Raw genomic sequence first — 18302 nt, 5'->3', positions numbered from 1 at the left:
GTGCAAGAATTTCTCGTTGAGAGCGCAAATTAGTCAATTTTTAACTATCTCATTAGTCTCATTCGCCACATTTAAATCTTTTCAAATGGTGAAATTAGCTGCTCATTAGCTGTCTTAAACCTGAATCCCCGCTCCTACCCGCTTAAAACCTAAAGAACGACTTAATACCCCCTGAATTACCCCAATAATTACACGCCCGTAAGCCAAAGGAAAACACAAAAATGGCCCGCACCGAAGTGCGGGCCGAAAGCGCGGAGAGGCTTAGTTGCGCTGAACGTAGCTCAACAGGCGAAGGATTTCGGTGTAGAGCCAGACCAAGGTCACGGCCAAGCCAAGGGCTACGCCCCATGCCTGCTTGGCAGGAGCACCGGCACGGATAAGGCGGTCTGCTTGGTCAAAATCGGTCAGGAAGGACAGAGCAGCCAAGACAATGCAGACCAAGGAGAAGATGATGGCGAGGGGGCCACCATCGCGCAGCGGATTGAAGTCGAAGAAGATGGCACCCAAGAAGTTAGCGAGAGCCATTACCGCGACACCTGCAATGAGGCCGACCAAAATCTTAGTGAACTTTGGAGTGACCTTTACTGCACCGGTCTTGTAGACAATCAGCATGCCGATGAATACACCGATGGTGCCAACGATTGCCTGGCCAATCAGTGCCATGCCATTAGAACCACCGATGGTGCTGTTGGCGAAGACGAAGGAGAAGCCACCAACGAAAAAGCCTTCGAATACTGCGTAGATGAGGGTCGCAGCCGGGGAACCCCACTTACGGCCAAAGGAGGCCACGAGTACGGTGATGAATCCGCCGATACCGCCGACCAGCATAAGCATCATGGCGGTGCCCGGGTTCATGGTGCCTAGGTAGAAGTTGATAGCAGCGGCCACGATAATGATGCCGAGGGTGATGCCCGTCTTGGTGACGACGTCATCCACGGTCATGGGGCGAGGGGCTTCGCTCGCGTAGCCGGAGCCGGGGTTCTGCTGCTGGCTAGTTTCAGTCAGCGAGGTCATAACCGGATTGCTTGAACGCACGGTTGTCCTTTCTCAGTGATGTACGAATCATCTTTCTCATGTAGATCAACGTCATTACGCCTCACAAAGTTCCTCATTTAGAATAATTTGTTCAAGATTCCAAGAAATTTATTGCTGGACCGGCCCCTCCTGTGACCTGTCCCGAGTTTTGTTGCTAGGAACTTGCTCTCGTGTCGGGTGAGCCGCCGGAAAGGTTCTCGGCGTAGAACCACAGCTGATTGCCAAGGATTTTCTGACTACAAGGCGGTCCACTATGGTGAACAGCTCCTCCAGGGCTCTAGCGGCCCTATTTCCTGCCGCTCTGCTATCAATATTTCGCTAGCCATCACACCCTGTCAGGTGCACCGCGGATTTACTATCCGCAGTTTCGATATAAACTTAAAAGAGGCATCTTCTTCATGAGCTAATCCTCGTGTGCCTAGACAGTCATACTTCGGCTGAAAGTGAAGGAATATCTTGCGATTTACACTCATTTCCATTGCCACAGCAATCATCATGACGCTGGCGGGCGCTAGCGCATTTTTCATCCCTGCATTCATCGCAGTCGGAATTGCCATCGACGGCAACAACCGGAAAAACCGTACAACCTAAAATTATTGACGCGGGTTCAGACAAGGAGCTGTGGACCGGCCGGGATATAGGCTGCACGCGTCTTTGGCTCGCAGATGAGGTGTGCGAATGGCATGCGAACAGGCTAGGCTCTCCCAGCCAGTTCAAACGCTAGGCTCAGCCATACGAAAAATCTCGAGACACCTTAGGAGCGGTGTCTCGAGACTTCACACGGTGCCCCCAGTGGGACTCGAACCCACACTGAATCGATTTTAAGTCGACTGCCTCTGCCGATTGGGCTATGGGGGCGGGGTGCAAGGAATAGTGTAGGACACTATTCCTAAAAAGAGTTAATGAGGGGTAGATTCACTAACCAGACCTGCAATGATGCCGTCTAGGATGTCTTTTTCACTGATGAAGAAGCTACGTGCATCGCTGGTGCGCTCGATAAGCTGCATGATTCCTTCAACGGCTACTGCCCCACCGCCGATGACATCGGCGCGGCCCGGGTGAATGACCGGATTGAGGGCGCGTTCCTCAGAGGGAATGCTGACGAGTTGCTTGAGCAGCACCCGCAGGGCATCAAAACGCAGCTCCGAGCCGTGGATTGCATCGGGATCATAGCGCTCTAGGCCCTGGGCTAGGGCGGATAGCGTGGTAAACGTGCCCGCACAGCCCACAATGGTGCGTGCCTTGGACATGGGGACGATCTTTTCCACCTCGCCCATGCGCTCTGCCACGTATTCGGAGGCAATTTCGATTTCTGACTCCGTGGGGGGATCGGTGCGCATGATGCGTTCTGTCAGGCGCACACAGCCCATATACGCAGAATGTGAACCTAGAATCTCTTCATCGGCGGTGCCCACGACGAATTCGGTGGACCCGCCGCCCAAGTCAATGACGCAGAAGGGGCCACGGTCCGGCTCCATATCGGCTACCGCGCCGTTGAAGGACAGGAGTGCTTCTTCTTCGCCGGAGATAACCTCCGCCTTAGCGCCGGATTGGATCTGACCCAAAAGCTCGGCGGTCATATCGAAAAATTCCTGCTGGTTCTTCGCATCGCGGGTGGCACTGGTTGCCACCATGCGCACGCGGGTAACCTTTTCAAACTTCATCTGGCGCACATAGCCCTCCAAGGCCACGCGGGCACGCTCTAAGGCATCGGGGGCAATTTCACCCGTTGCATCCACGCCTTGGCCCAGGCGAATGATTTCCATGGTGCGGGTAATATCGCGCACCTTGCCGTCTTCATCGATCTCAGAAATTAACAGGCGAATGGAATTGGTACCGCAGTCAATGGCTGCCACGCGAGTCATGTCTTACTCCTATTCCGCGTTGGAAAAATCGAACTCCGCCAGGTCGATGCCCAGCTCTTCCACCGTGGGCCAGTCCTGCGGAATCGCCGTCCCGCGCAGTTTACCGTGGTCGGCCGCCATGGCCACGGCCTCGGTGCCGAGGCGGAAATGCTGGGGGCCTTCGGCAAGCGCATAGGCGATGAGCACGTGCAGGCACTTCACTCGCTCTGGCATGCCGCCGCCAGAGAAATCAGTGCCCAAATCCTCAATCTCGTTGCGCTTGGCCAAGAAGTGCTCGTGGGCGTGGTGATAGTCCGCGGCGAGCTCTTTGTCCTCTGCTAAGCGGGACTCCATCCACTTCATCACGTGGGCGACCTCCAACCGGGACGCTTCCGCGGTCAGGCGGGGATCGGTGAGGTAATACAGCGTGGGAAATGGGGTGCCATCCGGCAGCTTGGGAGAGGTTTTAATCACGGCCGGTTGGCCGTCCGGCGTGCGGAAGGATATCTCCAGCACGCCGCGTGGGGTGCGGCCCAATTGCTCGGAAACGATGGCTAAATCTGCATCAGTGACGGTCATGCGAACAATTATCGCACATCGCCGCTTTCCTCAGGCGCTGGCTCGATCGGCAGGTGATGCGACTCGCCCGCTGGGGCCTCTTCCTCGGGCGGCTGCGCCACCGAATCCCACAGCACCTCAAACCACGGGCGCGAATCCTCCTGCTCCTTGCTATTGGTCGTGACCTGGTTATCGGGCTGGATATTCGGATCAAGGATGCGGTACGCGGTCTCGCCCTGCTCTACCACGCCGAAGCGGCGCCGGGCTTCCTGCTTGATATAGTCCTCGGATTTGTATTTATCGATCTCTTCCAACAGGGCATCTTTTTCATCCTGCTTCGCGGCAATCGATTCATTGAGCCGGGCAATTTCGGAGCGGCCGTGGTAGTAATTGCGCAGCGGCACCGCGATGATGACGAGCATCAATAGGACAAAGACCACGATGACGGTCATGCCGACGATGCTCATGCGATCGGGCTTGCGGTTCTTCTTTTCCTGCGCCCGCTGGGATTTGCGGATATCCGCAGCACGCGAGGCCACCGGAACCCTAGTGCGGCTCCGGCGGCGCTCCGTCTTCTTCTCACGTGCCATAGGGTTACTATCCTAGCGCCGCCACACCAGTAACACGGGCGTGGCACGCGCGGAAATTTACCAACTTTCTCAGGCGCTCGGGATGCTTAGAACGAGGAAGTCCCCGCCGCACCTTTGTGGGGTACAGCGGGGACTAATTTCCTAGCGGCGTCTAGCTTCTAAGCTAGACCGCTAGGTCTTAAGCGTTGAAGCGTGGGAAGGCGGCGCGGCCGGCGTAGACGGCGGCATCGCCAAGCTCCTGCTCAATGCGCAGCAGCTGGTTGTACTTAGCCACGCGCTCGGAACGGGCCGGGGCACCGGTCTTGATCTGGCCGCAGTTGAGGGCGACAGCCAAGTCAGCGATGGTGGTGTCCTCGGTCTCGCCGGAGCGGTGGGACATCATGGTGCGGTAGCCGTTGCGGTGCGCGAGCTCTACGGCATCGAAGGTCTCGGTCAAGGTACCAATCTGGTTGACCTTTACGAGCAGCGCGTTGGCTGCCTTCTTCTCGATGCCCTCCTGCAGGCGAGCCGGGTTGGTGACGAAGAAGTCATCGCCGACGATCTGGACCTTATCGCCAATAGCGGCGGTCAGGGTGGTGTAGCCTTCCCAGTCGTCTTCCTGCAGTGGGTCCTCGATGGACACGATGGGGTACTCGTTGATGAGCTCCTCGTAGACCTTGGACATCTCCTCGGCGGTGTGCTCGCCGCCTTCGAAGTGGTACTTGCCGTCCTCGTAGAACTCGGAGGAAGCGACGTCGAGGGCCAGGGCAACGTCCTTGCCCGGCTCGAAGCCGGCCTTCTTGATGGCCTCAACGATGACGTCGAGCGCAGCGCGGGTGGAATCGACGGAAGGAGCAAAGCCGCCCTCATCGCCCAAACCGGTAGACAGGCCCTTGTCCTTCAGGACGGCCTTCAGGGAGTGGTATACGCCAGCACCGATGCTGAGGGCCTCGGTGAAGGTCTCTGCGCCGATGGGGGCAATCATGAACTCCTGCACGTCCACGCCGGAGTCAGCGTGGGAACCGCCGTTCAGGATGTTCATCATGGGAACGGGAAGAACGTGAGCGTTTGGGCCGCCGATGTAGCGGTAGAGCGGCAGCGCGGCGGACTCGGCCGCGGCCTTAGCGGTAGCGATGGAGACACCGAGGATGGCATTGGCACCAAGGCGGGACTTATTATCCGTTCCGTCCAGCTTGATGAGCGCCTGGTCAATGAGGCGCTGGTCATCAGCTTCGAGGCCAGCGATTTCATCGCCGATTTCCTCGTTGATGTTTTCTACGGCCTTCTGCACGCCCTTGCCCAGGTAGCGGTCGCCGCCGTCGCGCAGCTCGTGTGCCTCGTGCACACCGGTGGATGCGCCGGAGGGAACGCCGGCAACGCCGTGGGCGCCGTCCTCCAAGAAGACCTCGGCCTCTACGGTCGGGTTACCGCGGGAATCCAGGATCTCGCGTCCAAATGCGTGGATGATACCAGCCATGCTGTAACTCACTCCTTATAGATGATGTTCGTCGCTGAGCCACTTAGTTCAGTTACAGGCCCAATTGTTCCAGAAAACCGCGACGCGTGAGGCTAGCGAGCCGGTTGCGGTACCGAGTAGGCATTGGCCGCGTGGGCTACCTTGTCCAGATATTCCCTGGACTGGTTGTAATTTAAGATGGCCTCTTCCCACTGATCCGGGTTACTGAGATCCCTATCACCAAAGCACAAGAGGTTCGCCGCGCCCAGGGCGGCATCGTCGATCTGGTTCGGGTCGGCCTTGCCATCGCCATTGGCATCGCCGCCGACGGACTCCCACGAGGTCGGGATGAACTGCAACGGACCTACCGCGCGGTCAAATTCCGTATCGCCATCGATCTCGCCGTTATCGGTATCTGGGGTGTGCGCGGTGTTATTCGAGCCATCCAGGGTAATACCGACGATGGGCGGCTGCGGGTAGCCGTTGTCATCCAGCTTGGAGGACTTAAACCAGTTGCCGTTATAGGTGCCGTGCCGGGTTTCTACAAAGCCCAAACCCGCGAGTGTATTCCACCGCAAATTGCACCCCGGGTGCTGCTGCCGAGCGATAAGTTCCGCGTTGCCATAGGCACGCAGCGCCTGCGGCGGGATATCGGTCGCTTCTGCCAAATCCGATGCCCAGTGGGTGAGCTTATCGGCCGTGCGGCCCGGCGCGTTGACATCGATATTGGCCACCTCTTTTCCACCTACGGGCGGGGTGGCATCTGGGACCGAGGAATCATCGGTGGAATTGGATACAAATAGCCCCATTACCAGCGCAATGATGATTACTACGGCTAGCCCGCAGCCCCCGATTGTTCGCAGCAGCCTGTTCATGAGTAGCCATCCTACTAAGTGACATTCACCCCGCCGGATAACTACACGCGCCCGCCGCGCGTAAAAGTCCCTGAGACTCTTAGCCGGCTTTTACTCCCGCGATTTCCCCTCCGCCCAGAGGCGGTTTTGTTCTTCTACGCCCACTATGTCCACCGTGCCATCAAAGAGATACGGCGCGCGGGAGCGCATCTTGCGCAGGAAACTAGCGGCGACATCGTCTAGCGAGAAGGAGGAAATCTCGGCGTGAAAAAGCACCTGCAGGAAGATATCCCCAAGCTCTTTGAGTAAATCTTCCTCGGGCGCGCGCTGGCGCACGGCCGCCGCAAATTCGCCTGCCTCTTCTTCTAGGTACGGCAGGAGGGATTCGTGGGTCTGCTCGCGCTCCCATTCGCCGATGCGCCGGGCCGTCGCCATGGCGCTGCGCGCCTGCATCACGGCATCGTCAAGCGACTCGGCCCTAATGACCTGCTCGCCGGTGGCAATGCGCGCCTGGGTTTCCGGATCGTGCTCATCGGTGGTGACCAAGGTCCCGGTTGAATCATCGCCGCTTAAGAGATCCGAGAAATTCCACCGCACTGATACCGGCACTTCCCCGGTGAATTGAACGGGTCCATATAACCTGCCATAGGCGCGCATGGGGATCATGGTGGGCCAGCGTTCATCGAGCAACAGGACTGTCATAGCTACAAAGTCTATCCCGTGTATTTTCTCAAGTTCCCTTTAGCGGGGCGGGCGCGGTACTTTAGGCCAATGACCTCCAGCCAAAATAAGTCCCACTCGGTGTCGTTGTGGACACTTGTCGCGCTGATTATCGGATCCACCGTCGGCGCGGGCATATTTTCGCTACCCCAAAATATTTCCTCCGTGGCAGGCCCGGGTGCCATGCTCATAGGTTGGTTGGTGGCGGGCGTCGGCATGCTGTCTGTTGCCTTCGTCTTCCAGATTTTGGCGTACCGAAAGCCCCACCTTGATTCCGGCGTCTATTCTTATGTGCGCGCTGGCCTGGGCGATTTCATCGGCTTTACCTCGGGCTGGGGCTACTGGCTGGGCTCGGTGATGGCGCAGGTGGGTTATGCCACGCTGTTTTTCAATACGATTGGGCATTACCTGCCGCTTTTCGATGCCGACCACCAATGGCCCTCCGCCATCGCCGTCTCCCTCCTATCGTGGGGCATCTTCGCCGTTTTGGCCCGCGGGGTGCAGCAGGCCGCATTCATGAACCTGGTAACCACGATTGCCAAGATCGTCCCCATCCTGGCATTCATCATCCTGGTCGCGTTCATCGGCTTTAGCTGGGATAAATTCACCCTGGATTTCTGGGGCCGAAATTCCAATGCCAGCGTCTTTGAGCAGGTCCAGGGCATCATGCTCTTTACTGTCTGGGTCTTTATCGGTGTAGAAGGCGCCTCCGTCTATTCCAAGCAGGCCGCTAAGCGCACCGATGTCGGCCGCGCTACCGTCATTGGCTTCTTCTCCGTGCTGGCGCTCTTGGTCTCCGTATCCACCTTGAGCTTTGGCGTGATGACCAAAGAGGAGCTGGCCGCGCTGCCGGATAACTCCATGGCTTCGGTGCTTACGGAGGTCGTCGGCCCCTGGGGCGGCGCGCTGATTTCCATTGGCCTATGCCTTTCGGTCCTTGGTGCCTACGTTTCCTGGCAAATGCTGTGCGCTGAGCCCATCGTCATGATGGCCATCGATGGCCTAATCCCCCGCCGCATCGGCACCATCAATGTGGCCGGCGCCCCGTGGGTAGCCCAGTTGATTTCCACCTCCGCCATCCAGATCTTCATCGTCGTCTTCTACGTCAACGAGGCGTCTTATGCCGCGATGGTGCAGCTGGCCACCATCATGTACCTCCTGCCCTATATCTTCTCCTCGCTGTATCTGTTGCTGCTAGCGATACGCGGCAAGGGCGTGACCCACCCGCACGCCGGGACGCGGTTCGATCTATCTGGGCCGGATATTCCCAGGCGCGAAAACCGGCGCCACTTTGGCATCGCGCTAGTGGCCTTTGTGTACTCGCTGTGGCTGATTTACGCCGCCGACCCGGTTTATATTCTCTTCGGCGCCCTCGCCGTCGTGCCGGGACTTATCCCGTATGTGCTCACCCGCCTATCGCGACGCGAAAAGCTTTTTAACCGATTTGAGTGGTCAATCGTCATCGTGGTGCTGGTGGCCGCCATCATCGCTGCGGTCGGCCTCGCCCAAGGTTCGCTGGAACTCTAGCCACCTCGCCCGCCAGCCAAGGGCCATCGCAAGTGGTCTTGCGCACAAACAGTTTAGTACGGTTATAACACCCCACTTATTCCCGTGACTATCACTTTTTGGAGCACTTGTGACTCAAACGAATGTTGGCGTCATGCCCTCTGCCGCTCATGCCGGTTCGGACCCTGAAGCACCTAAGGCCTGGGCCGAGCGGATTAAAGAGCTGGCGGAGCAGCGCAATGCGGTGATTCTGGCGCATAATTACCAGATCCCGGAGATCCAAGACGTTGCCCACCACACCGGTGATTCCTTGGCGCTGTCCCGCAAGGCGGCGGAAACCGATGCAGATATCATCGTCTTTTGCGGCGTGCACTTCATGGCGGAATCCGCCAAGATCCTTTCGCCAAATAAGAAGGTCCTCATCCCCGATGAGCGCGCTGGGTGTTCCCTGGCAGATTCCATCACCGCCGATGAGCTGCGCGCCTGGAAGTCCGAGCACCCCGATGCCCTCGTGGTCAGCTACGTCAATACCACCGCTGAGGTCAAGGCGCTGACCGATGTCTGCTGTACCTCCTCCAATGCCGTCGACGTGGTCAACTCGCTGCCGGCGGATAAAGAGATCCTCTTTTGCCCAGACCAGTTCTTGGGCGCCTACGTCAAGCGCGAGACCGGCCGGGAAAATATCCGCATTTGGGCCGGTGAGTGCCACGTGCACGCCGGAATTAGCGCCCAGCAGCTAACCCAACAAACCCAAGATAACCCGGACGCGGACCTGTATATCCACCCGGAGTGCGGGTGCTCCAATTCTGCGTTGTACCTGGCCAACGAAGGTTTAGTGCCGCAAGAGCGCGTGCACATGCTCTCTACTGGGCAGATGATCACCCAGTCCCAGAAGCAGCCCCAAAACAAGGTGCTCGTTGCCACCGAGACCGGCATGCTTCACCAGCTGCGCCAGGCCGCACCAGACATCGATTTCCAGGCCGTCAACGATCACGCCGAGTGCAAGTACATGAAGATGATCACCCCAGAGGCCCTGGAGCGCTGCCTGGTGGAAGAGACCGATGAGGTTACGGTGCCAGAAGACATCGCGAACGCAGCGCGCAAGTCCCTCGAAGCCATGATTTCCATTGGCAACCCCGGCGGGGGCGAGTAAATGGGAAACCTGCGCCTGCCGGATTGCTCCGGGCTCATTGCCACGGCCTTGGACGAGGATTTCGCTTACGGGCCGGATTACACCTCGCTTGCTACGGTGCCGGGTGAGGCCCGCTGCACGGCGGAGTTCACCGCGCGCGAGGCCGGCACCATCGCAGGCTTGGGCCTTATAGAGCAGGTCCTTGATGCGACCGCCCAGCGCTTGAGCCAGTGGGGCGTGGATACAGGCTCCGCGCTTGTCGATGCCCCAACCCCCACCATCACCCTCCACTCCACCGACGGCGACCGCGTTGCCCCAGGCCAGGTCATCGCCACGGTGCAGGCCCCTACCCTCCTCGTGCTGGCCGCTGAGCGCACCATGCTCAATATGGTCTCGCACGCAAGCGCCATCGCGACGCAGACCCGGCGTTGGGTCGATGCCATCGCAGCAGCGGCGGCGGACACAGGAACGCCGGATGGCGTTAACCAGGCCCAGGTGCGCGATACCCGCAAGACCCTGCCTGGCCTACGCGCGCTGCAGAAATACGCCGTGCGCGCCGGCGGCGGGGCAAACCACCGCATGGGCTTGGGCGATGCCGCCATGATTAAGGACAATCACGTGCTCGCCGTGGGCGGCAGCGTAGCAACGGCCCTGCGCCGCGTGCGCGAACACGCCCCGGATATCCCCTGCGAGGTCGAGGTCGATACCTTAGACCAGCTCGAGGAGGTGCTCCCGCTGCACCCGGATATGGTCCTGCTGGATAACTTCGCGCTTGCCGATGTCCACACCGCCGTCCACCGCCGCAACACGCTCAGCCCAACCACGGCGCTAGAAGCCTCCGGCGGGTTGCAGCTTGAAAACGCCGGCGAGTACGGCACCTCGGGCGTGGACTTTATCGCCGTCGGTGCCCTCACCCACTCGGTGCGCGTGCTGGATATCGGCTTGGACTTCTCCTAAGCGCCGACCGGCTACTCGCCTACGCTGATGACCGGCCCGGCGCCGGCTTCCTCGCCGGAGACGTTGATGGGTTGGACATCAAAAAGCGCGCTCAAGAAGTCCGCCGCCCACTGGATGAGCTCCTCATCGCGCAGCTTGGGCGAAGTGACATTGCGCCCAGCCTTGGGGAAAGGCACATTGATGGCCTTGGCCGCGGCCCGGAAGCTCGAGCCCGGGTAGAGGCGCTTTAGGCGCACCTGCTTGGAATCGGGCAGTTCCACCGGGTGGAATTTCACGCGGGTGCCCTGCACTGTAATGTCTGCCACCCCGGCGCGGCGGGCTTGGTGGCGCAGACGCGCCACGGCGAGCAAGCGCTCGACCTCCTTGGGCAAGGGGCCGAAGCGGTCTTCCATTTCCTCCCGCGCCGCCGCGAGATCCTTGTTGTCCTGCGAGGCCGCGAGCTTGCGGTAAACCTCGAGGCGCAGGCGCTCGGAGTCGATATAGGACTCTGGAATGTGCGCATCCACGGGGAGATCGATGCGGATTTCCTTCGGACCCTCGTCTGTTACCGCAGGTGCCTCGCCGCGGGCCAGGGACTTGAAGGCCTCGACGGCCTCGCCCACCAAGCGCACGTAGAGGTCGAAGCCCACGCCTGCGATATGGCCGGATTGCTGGGCGCCTAGCACGTTGCCGGCACCGCGCATCTCCAGGTCCTTCATGGCCACGGCCATGCCGGCGCCCAGATCGTTGTTCTGGGCGATGGTGGCCAGGCGGTCATAGGAGGTCTCGGTCAGCGTGGCACCCTTGGGGTACAGGAAGTAGGCATAACCGCGCTCACGGGAGCGGCCCACGCGCCCGCGCAGCTGGTGCAGCTGCGACAAGCCCATATGGTGGGCATTTTCCACGATGAGCGTATTGGCATTGGCGATATCCAGGCCGGTTTCCACGATCGTGGTACAGACCAAAACGTCATACTCACGGTCCCAGAATCCCTGGACGGTCTTTTCCAGCACGTCCTCATTCATCTGACCGTGGGCGACGACGATGCGCGCTTCTGGCACCAAGTCGCGCAGTTCGCGCGCCTTCTTTTCAATATCGGAGACCTTATTGTGGATAAAGAAGGTCTGGCCATCGCGCAACAGCTCGCGCCGAATAGCGGCCGCGACCTGCTTGTCCTCGTAGGCACCGACATAAGTCAACACCGGGTGTCGATCCTCTGGCGGGGTGAGGATGGTCGACATTTCGCGGATGCCAGCCATGGACATCTCCAGCGTGCGGGGAATCGGCGTCGCGGACATGGTGAGCACGTCAACGCTGGCTTTCAGCGCCTTAATGTGTTCCTTGTGCTCTACGCCAAAGCGCTGCTCCTCATCGACGACGATAAGGCCCAAGTTCTTCCAGTGCACGCCGGTTTGCAGCAGGCGGTGCGTGCCGACGACGATGTCAATCGAGCCATCGGCAAGCCCCTTAAAGATCTCCGTAGCTTCCTTCTTGGAGGTAAAGCGCGATAGGACCGCCATCTTGACGGGGAAACCGGCCATGCGCTCGCTAAAGGTATCGAAGTGCTGCTGCGCCAGCAGCGTGGTCGGCACCAGGACGGCGACCTGGGTGCCATCTTGGACCGCTTTGAAGGCGGCGCGAATGGCGACCTCGGTCTTGCCATAGCCCACATCGCCGACGACCACGCGGTCCATCGGCACCGTGGATTCCATGTCCTCTTTCACCGCGTCGATGGCCAGCATCTGGTCTTCGGTTTCAACGAAGGGGAAATTATCCTCCATCTCCGCCTGCCAGGGGTTATCGGGCGCGAACTGGTGGCCCGGTGCAGCCTGGCGCTTGGCATAGAGATCCACCAATTCGCCGGCGATCTCGCGCACGGCGGCGCGCGCCTTCTTCTTGGTGTTCTTCCAATCCGAGCCGCCCATCTTGGAAAGGTGGGGCGATTCGCCGCCGGTGTATTTGCTCAGCAGATCCAGCGAATCCATCGGCACCCACAGCTGGTCCGCCGGCTGCCCGCGCTTGGAGGGCGCATACTCCAGCACGATGTATTCGCGCCGGCTGGTCTCATCGCCAGATTGGATGGTGCGCTCGGCCATCTTCAAAAACTTGCCGATGCCGTGCGTTTCATGCACCACAAAATCGCCCTGCTTGAGCGCCAGCGGGTCCACCTTATTGCGGCGCTTGGCCGGCCGCCGCTTAGCGTCTGCAATATCGCCAACGCGGTTACCGGTCAGATCCGTTTCCGTGACCACGACGAGCGGGAGTGCCTCAGCGTCTTTGAGCTTGCGCACCTTGGGAAAGACCAAGCCGGCATGGCTAAGCGCCTGATACAAGGTGACCTCGCCCGCGCTGGGTTCCCAACCGGGGGTTGCCACCTTGGTGCGAATGCCCTGCTCGGCAAAGCGTTCCACCATGCGCTTGATGGCGCCCTGCGCGGGCGCGATAAACGCCGCGCGCCCGCCGGCGTTGGTATGCGCGAGCAGCTGGGCCATCATGGCGTCGATTTCTTTGATATCTCCGCGCGGGGTGGGCCCGGGCTCGAACTCGAGCGGCAGGGTTTCTTCCTCTGGCCCGGCCAGCATGCCCGGTGGGGAAAATGTCCACAGCGGCTGGCCGGCCTCGCGAATGGAGACCTCCAGAGACTCAAAGGAGCGGTAGCTCGAACCTTCGGTATCGAGCCCTTCCGTGGACAAGGGGCCATCCGCGCCCATGGCCGCGGCCTCCCATCCGGCGGCCAGGAATTCCGCGTCGGTCTTTTCCAGATCCTCCACGCGGCGCCTGATCTTTTCCGGCGCCATCATCACCACGTGCGTGGCGGCGGGGAGGAACTCGGAGAGGGTGATCAGTGGGGCATCGGAAAGCACGGGCAAAACCGCCTCCATGCCTTCAGCCGGAATATGTTCGCTGACCTTGGTCAAAAGCTCCACCAGCGCCGGGTTTCCGGTATGCGTCGCCGCCAATGTGGCCGCGCGCTGTGCCACCGCATCCGTAATCGGCAGCTCGCGGGCGGTAAAGATATCCACGCGACCGACCTCGGTTTCCGGGATGGTGCGCTGGTCAGCAACAGAAAACTGGCGGATATCGGTGACCTCATCGCCCCAAAACTCTACGCGCACCGGGTAATCCAGGGTGGTGGGAAAGACATCGATAATGCCGCCGCGGGTGGCAAACTCACCGCGCTTGGCCACCATGTCCACGTGCTTATACGCCCGAAATTCCAGGCTGCGCACCACATCATCGAAGTTATACTCGTGGTCTTCTTCCAGATGCACCGGGGCGCGGCCCTCGATGTCCTGCAGGATGGGCTGGGACAGCCCGCGTGCGGCCGTTACAATAATGCGCAGGTCATCAATGTTGTGCAGCACCTGCGCGCGCTTGCCGATGATATCCACGCCCGGGCTCAGCCGCTCGTGCGGCAGCGTCTCCCACGACGGGAACATCGCGACTTTATCGCCCATCATCGCGGTAAGCTCCGCGGTGAGATCCTCGGCCTCGCGGCTGGTGGCCGTTACCGCCAGCACCGGCGCATGGTGGGCCAAGGTGCCAAGAGCCCAAGGGCGCGCCTGATCGATACCCGTAATGTGCAGGTCCTGGCCCACATTGGCCACGAGCCCCTTAAGCTTCGGGTCTGTGGCCGCGACCTTAAGCAGACCTGCCAGCATTGGCGTCGCCATTTACTTCCTGCCTCCTAGCTTGGGCTTAATTTCCATACCGGACAAACCATTCCAGCATAGATTGACTATATGCGTAGCGACGACTTCCTTATCCGGTTTATCCGGGCTGCGCTCATCCAACCACCACTGCGCCGTGGTAGAGACCATGCCCACGAGAGCTTGCCCATAAATATTTGCTAGCTCCGGATTAATACCGCGGTGCTCAAAGGCCTCGCCCAAGATATAAGCCACCTGCCCCACCGCGGCATTCAGCAGCGTGGAAAAGCTGCGTTCCTCGCCCGGCTTCGAATCGCGCACCAAGATGATGAAACCATCGGTTTCTTCCTCAACGTAATTCAGCAACGCCATTACGGCCTGCTCGATGCGCTCGCGCCAACTGCCTTCTTCTAAAGAATCCTTAATGACTTCTTCCAGCGCCAGCATCTCCCGATCCACGACCACCGCATACAGGCCTTCCTTGCCCCCAAAATGCTCGTAGACCACCGGCTTCGATACGCCGGCGCGGGACGCAATCTCTTCGACGCTCGTGCCTTCAAACCCCAATTCCGCAAAAGCAGCGCGCCCAATAGAAATCAATTGCTCGCGGCGCTCGCGCCCGGTCATTCTCTGTCGAACCATGCCCTCTACCCTATCCTTTGCCCCACCCCTACCTAGTAATTTGTTATTTACCCGGGGGCGTCAGGTACGCTATAACTACAGCATTCGCTGTGGTTCCCCATGGTGTAATCGGCAACACTGCGGTTTTTGGTACCGCCATTCTAGGTTCGAGTCCTGGTGGGGAAGCATTTTTACTGCCCGTTGACCGGTTTTCTGGTTACGGGCTTTTCTTTTTCTCCCGGTTGCCTTGAATTCTTGGGTCATTGCAGCAAAGCAAACGCCTCACAGGAAAGTGAGGCGTCGCGGTAAGTATGGGAATCAATGCGGTATGGATACCCGCTATTTATGGGTAATAAGTCTGAGACTTGGCCCATCTGGCGCTTGCTTTTAGTCTGAGACTATGGCTCCAGCACCTAGCCGGAACATACGTCATCTCTTCAACTCTGTCAAAGACTTCTCGTGGCTCATCTACAATTTCAGTGGGTCTGTCCGATAACCAGCAGGATGCGCAACGCCTTCGATTAAAACAGGTAGGTGCACAAGAGGAGATGACGAAGGAGAAGGGCTGCTCCTGCAACCACATTATTGAATCCCCACCGCTCAACGCTGTTGCTACCAGTTGGTCCGCCAATAAGAAAACCGTCCGGTGCGCTAGATGCGCATCGGACGGTTTCGCTGGGTTCCCAAAAAGAACCAATTATTGAGTGCTCTGTATAGTCACAAAGCCTATACAGAAGCGGGATGACCTATTTAGCGGTCGACGCTAAGTACCAGGCCGTTCTTGTCGATGTCGATGTCGACGCCACCAACTTCAACTTCCCAGTAGCCGTCGTTGTCCCACTTGACCTTGCCTTCGCCATTGTGGGCACGCTGCAGAACCTGGGTCACTTCATCCTTGGTCAGGCGCTCTTCGGTGAGGTCACGCTCTGCTTCACCGGAGTAACCGGTGATTTCGGTTGGCAGGTCGTTGGTAGCTGCGTTGCCACCAGCCTGGCCGCCCTGACCAGCGTTGCCGCCGTTCGCGTTAGCATCAGCACCAGAGGTGACGGTGACGGTTTCCTTGCCACCGTTCTGGTTGCTCTGGTTGCCCTGATCAGTCGAGGCAACGGTCTCAGTGACGGTCGCTGGGGCGGAGCTGCCGTTATCGCTGCAGGCCACCAGAGTCAGGCCCAGAGCGGCGGTTGCAGCTGCGATGGAAACGCGGCGGTAATTCTTCATTTTCATGTCTTCAACCCTTCTTGTGAGTCTTGTGAGTTTTCCCAACGTTTGCTGGGGAGGCGGTGTCTAGCCTCTGAGAACTCCAGCTCGACACGATTAGTGAGTATACCTATAGGGACATATCTATCAACTATCGCAAGCCCGAAATGTGAGGCATATATCACAGTAGCGCGCGACGTGACCGTGGTTATGCTTGCCTTAATACACTTAGCCGACCCCTTCAAGACCAAAAGTCGCCACCGCATGATCTGAGAGCGTGTCAGGTGTTTTGTGTGAGAGGTCGCGATTATAGATATTTGCCCAAACCGTCGAAGCAGGCCACGGCCATTTGGCTAAGGGCCTATTTCCAGCCCTGCCCTTTTACTTCTTGACGTAGCGCATACCTTCTATGACGTCATCATTGTCAAAGATGACGGGTTGGCCGTACTCCAGATCAGGACCGTCATCGTATTTATGCATCAGGTAATCATTAAGCTGCTGCATATCCTTCACCGTTACCGCCTGGTAAGGCATATCGAAGGCGAGCTTCTCCAAGAATAGGTAGCCATCCTCATATGGCACGGCAACGCCGGTATGTCCGATGAAAAGCGTGGCCGGTTCGGTCAAGGTATCGTGCGAGAATACCGAGACCACTCGGGCATCGGTATCCGCGAACTCGATGCCGCGGTCTTTAAAATAAGCCTTGATATCGGCGATGTGCCGCCCCGGATCTTGCTCCATGGTGGTTTCCACATTCCCATAAAAAGCCTCAAACTTGGCACGCTCGGCTTCATCAAAGATTTGATCCGGCGCATTATCTAGGGACTGTTGATCTAAAAACAGCAAGGAGTCATTGGGGTTGTCCTGGTCATCAACGGAAAAGAGCGAATCCGCCAAGGTGAAGGTATTGATGCGGCAATTGGTACCCACATAATCCGCGTGATGATCATTCCAGGCCTTTGAAATGGCCTCCACGTCGTATTCTGGGTCTTGCGTCCCGTAATCCGTGAAGCCTTCGGCCACCATGCTCTCCGTCGGTACGGCAGTGTTATATTCGTCTACCAACACAAAGAAGCCATCGATACTTTCTTGTGGCACTCCGGCATCGGCAAGCGCGGTGCGGGCTACTTCTTGCGATTGCTTATCGACGAGATTGCTCATCGTCATCCCAGCCAGAAGCTGCGACGCATCACCATCTGCGGTCGGAATCTCCGTATGCTGTGCGCTCGCCGCCTTTGACTGCGCGGCGGCACTGGAGGACGACGCAGATTCGGAACCACTCGCAGCTTGATTCGTGTCACCACTATCGGGATTCGAGCAGGCCGCTAACAATAAACACGCTGCCACGGAAGGGACAGTTAAGTAGGAAAAGCGCATCATCACATGCTAGCGAAAAAGAGCACTCACACGATAGGCCGGTAGACATTTTGCGGGTATTTCTGGCAATTTTCGCACCTATTAGCGAATTTACTCGGTGGGCACATCCTTATGTCCGACCCACCTGATTTAGTAACTGACGTTGCAACTTCGCACCTTTGGCCGCGATTCGACGAGTGGTGCACAATTTTCACTCCCTCACCTACATTGAAAGGAACGCTCACCATGAGTACCCCCTCCTCTTCTCCCTCTCCGTATTCCAATAACTCTCAACCCGCGGGCCAACCACCGGTGGGTCAACCACCAGCTGACGCGCCGCAGAAGAAAAAGGGCGGGTGCCTCAAATGGGGCGCAATCATCATCGGTGTCCTCATTGTTATTTCCATCATTGCGGGTTTGGGCGGCAGCGATGATGAAAACAGCAGCAGCACAAACTCCACGGACCAAACCACCCAGCAAGACACTGTGGAGGCCAACCCAGAAGAAGAGGCTCAGGAGGTTGACGCAGGCGAAGATTCTCACGCTGCGCAGGATGACCAGGACGTCCCGCGCGAATTCAAGAATGCCCTGAAGAGCGCCAAGGTGTACTCAGACACCATGCACATGTCCAAGCAGGGATTGTACGACCAGCTCAGCAGCGAGTACGGTGAGCAATTCAGCCCGGAAGCCGCCCAGTACGCCATTGATAATTTGGAAGCGGACTACCACGATAATGCTCTTCAAACGGCTCGCAATTACGAAGAAATGATGAGCATGTCCCCCAACGCCATCTATGACCAACTCGTCAGCGAATACGGTGAAAAGTTCACCGCAGAAGAAGCACAGTACGCAGTGGATAATCTGTAGT

16 protein-coding genes and 1 tRNA gene are annotated in these 18302 nt (G+C 58.6%); 5 read left to right on the top strand and 12 right to left on the bottom strand.

The genetic code is table 11. The features are described from left to right. Window positions 1-261: 261 nt before the first annotated feature. Window positions 262-1035 carry a Bax inhibitor-1/YccA family protein gene (locus HMPREF1261_RS10330; protein WP_023030908.1) on the bottom strand — a complete coding sequence of 258 codons (774 nt, stop codon included), beginning with the start codon at window positions 1033-1035 and terminating at the stop codon, window positions 262-264. 456 nt (window positions 1036-1491) lie between these two features. Between HMPREF1261_RS10330 and HMPREF1261_RS13175 the strand changes: the two genes are divergently transcribed. Next, window positions 1492-1626, top strand: a complete 135-nt coding sequence (locus HMPREF1261_RS13175) for a hypothetical protein (protein ID WP_255342632.1) — start codon at window positions 1492-1494, stop codon at window positions 1624-1626. A gap of 193 nt (window positions 1627-1819) precedes the next feature. Here HMPREF1261_RS13175 and HMPREF1261_RS10325 read toward each other — a convergent pair. The 7 genes from HMPREF1261_RS10325 to HMPREF1261_RS10295 all read right to left on the bottom strand — a co-directional run bounded on the left by HMPREF1261_RS10325 (window position 1820) and on the right by HMPREF1261_RS10295 (window position 7018). Continuing rightward, window positions 1820-1893: transfer RNA gene (locus tag HMPREF1261_RS10325), tRNA-Leu, on the bottom strand. Window positions 1894-1934: 41 nt separating this feature from the next. After that, a complete protein-coding gene (locus tag HMPREF1261_RS10320; RefSeq protein WP_005280018.1) occupies window positions 1935-2900 on the bottom strand; it encodes a Ppx/GppA phosphatase family protein in 966 nt (321 codons plus the stop codon). Window positions 2901-2909: 9 nt separating this feature from the next. Beyond that, complete coding sequence (locus HMPREF1261_RS10315; protein ID WP_005280017.1) at window positions 2910-3458, bottom strand: DUF501 domain-containing protein; 549 nt, start codon at window positions 3456-3458, stop codon at window positions 2910-2912. 8 nt (window positions 3459-3466) lie between these two features. Next, window positions 3467-4027, bottom strand: coding sequence for a septum formation initiator family protein (locus tag HMPREF1261_RS10310; protein ID WP_005282089.1), 561 nt, complete (start codon window positions 4025-4027; stop codon window positions 3467-3469). Window positions 4028-4205: 178 nt separating this feature from the next. After that, window positions 4206-5483 (bottom strand): phosphopyruvate hydratase, encoded by a 1278-nt coding sequence (eno, locus tag HMPREF1261_RS10305; protein ID WP_023030907.1) that lies wholly within the window; start codon window positions 5481-5483, stop codon window positions 4206-4208. Window positions 5484-5575: 92 nt separating this feature from the next. Next, on the bottom strand, window positions 5576-6337 hold the full coding sequence (locus HMPREF1261_RS10300) for a lytic transglycosylase domain-containing protein (RefSeq protein ID WP_005280013.1): 762 nt from the start codon (window positions 6335-6337) through the stop codon (window positions 5576-5578). A gap of 90 nt (window positions 6338-6427) precedes the next feature. After that, a complete protein-coding gene (locus HMPREF1261_RS10295) occupies window positions 6428-7018 on the bottom strand; it encodes a MazG nucleotide pyrophosphohydrolase domain-containing protein (protein WP_023030906.1) in 591 nt (196 codons plus the stop codon). Between the two features lie 69 nt (window positions 7019-7087). On the opposite strand from HMPREF1261_RS10295, the gene HMPREF1261_RS10290 reads away from it, so the two are divergent. The 3 genes from HMPREF1261_RS10290 (at window position 7088) to nadC (ending at window position 10631) form a co-directional block, all read left to right on the top strand. Further along, complete coding sequence (locus HMPREF1261_RS10290; RefSeq protein ID WP_023030905.1) at window positions 7088-8563, top strand: amino acid permease; 1476 nt, start codon at window positions 7088-7090, stop codon at window positions 8561-8563. A gap of 133 nt (window positions 8564-8696) precedes the next feature. Continuing rightward, entirely contained in the window at window positions 8697-9695 is a 999-nt protein-coding gene (gene nadA, locus HMPREF1261_RS10285; RefSeq protein WP_232208020.1) for a quinolinate synthase NadA, read from the top strand. Further along, entirely contained in the window at window positions 9696-10631 is a 936-nt protein-coding gene (gene nadC, locus HMPREF1261_RS10280; protein ID WP_023030903.1) for a carboxylating nicotinate-nucleotide diphosphorylase, read from the top strand. It begins immediately after the preceding gene. A gap of 11 nt (window positions 10632-10642) precedes the next feature. Here the strand turns inward: nadC and mfd are convergent, their stop codons facing one another. The 4 genes from mfd to HMPREF1261_RS10260 form a co-directional block, all read right to left on the bottom strand. After that, window positions 10643-14284, bottom strand: coding sequence for a transcription-repair coupling factor (mfd, locus tag HMPREF1261_RS10275; protein WP_023030902.1), 3642 nt, complete (start codon window positions 14282-14284; stop codon window positions 10643-10645). Then, entirely contained in the window at window positions 14285-14902 is a 618-nt protein-coding gene (locus HMPREF1261_RS10270) for a TetR/AcrR family transcriptional regulator (RefSeq protein ID WP_005280007.1), read from the bottom strand. A gap of 729 nt (window positions 14903-15631) precedes the next feature. Beyond that, window positions 15632-16105 carry a hypothetical protein gene (locus tag HMPREF1261_RS10265; protein WP_005280005.1) on the bottom strand — a complete coding sequence of 158 codons (474 nt, stop codon included), beginning with the start codon at window positions 16103-16105 and terminating at the stop codon, window positions 15632-15634. A gap of 354 nt (window positions 16106-16459) precedes the next feature. Further along, window positions 16460-17239, bottom strand: coding sequence for a DUF4300 family protein (locus tag HMPREF1261_RS10260; RefSeq protein ID WP_023030901.1), 780 nt, complete (start codon window positions 17237-17239; stop codon window positions 16460-16462). A 441-nt stretch (window positions 17240-17680) separates the two neighbouring features. On the opposite strand from HMPREF1261_RS10260, the gene HMPREF1261_RS10255 reads away from it, so the two are divergent. Next, window positions 17681-18301, top strand: a complete 621-nt coding sequence (locus HMPREF1261_RS10255; RefSeq protein WP_005280001.1) for an Ltp family lipoprotein — start codon at window positions 17681-17683, stop codon at window positions 18299-18301. Window position 18302 lies beyond the last annotated feature (1 nt).

This window comes from Corynebacterium sp. KPL1818 (assembly GCF_000478135.1).
In the GTDB taxonomy this organism is placed as follows: Bacteria; Actinomycetota; Actinomycetes; order Mycobacteriales; family Mycobacteriaceae; genus Corynebacterium; species Corynebacterium accolens.
This window is presented reverse-complemented; position numbering and strand designations above follow the sequence as displayed.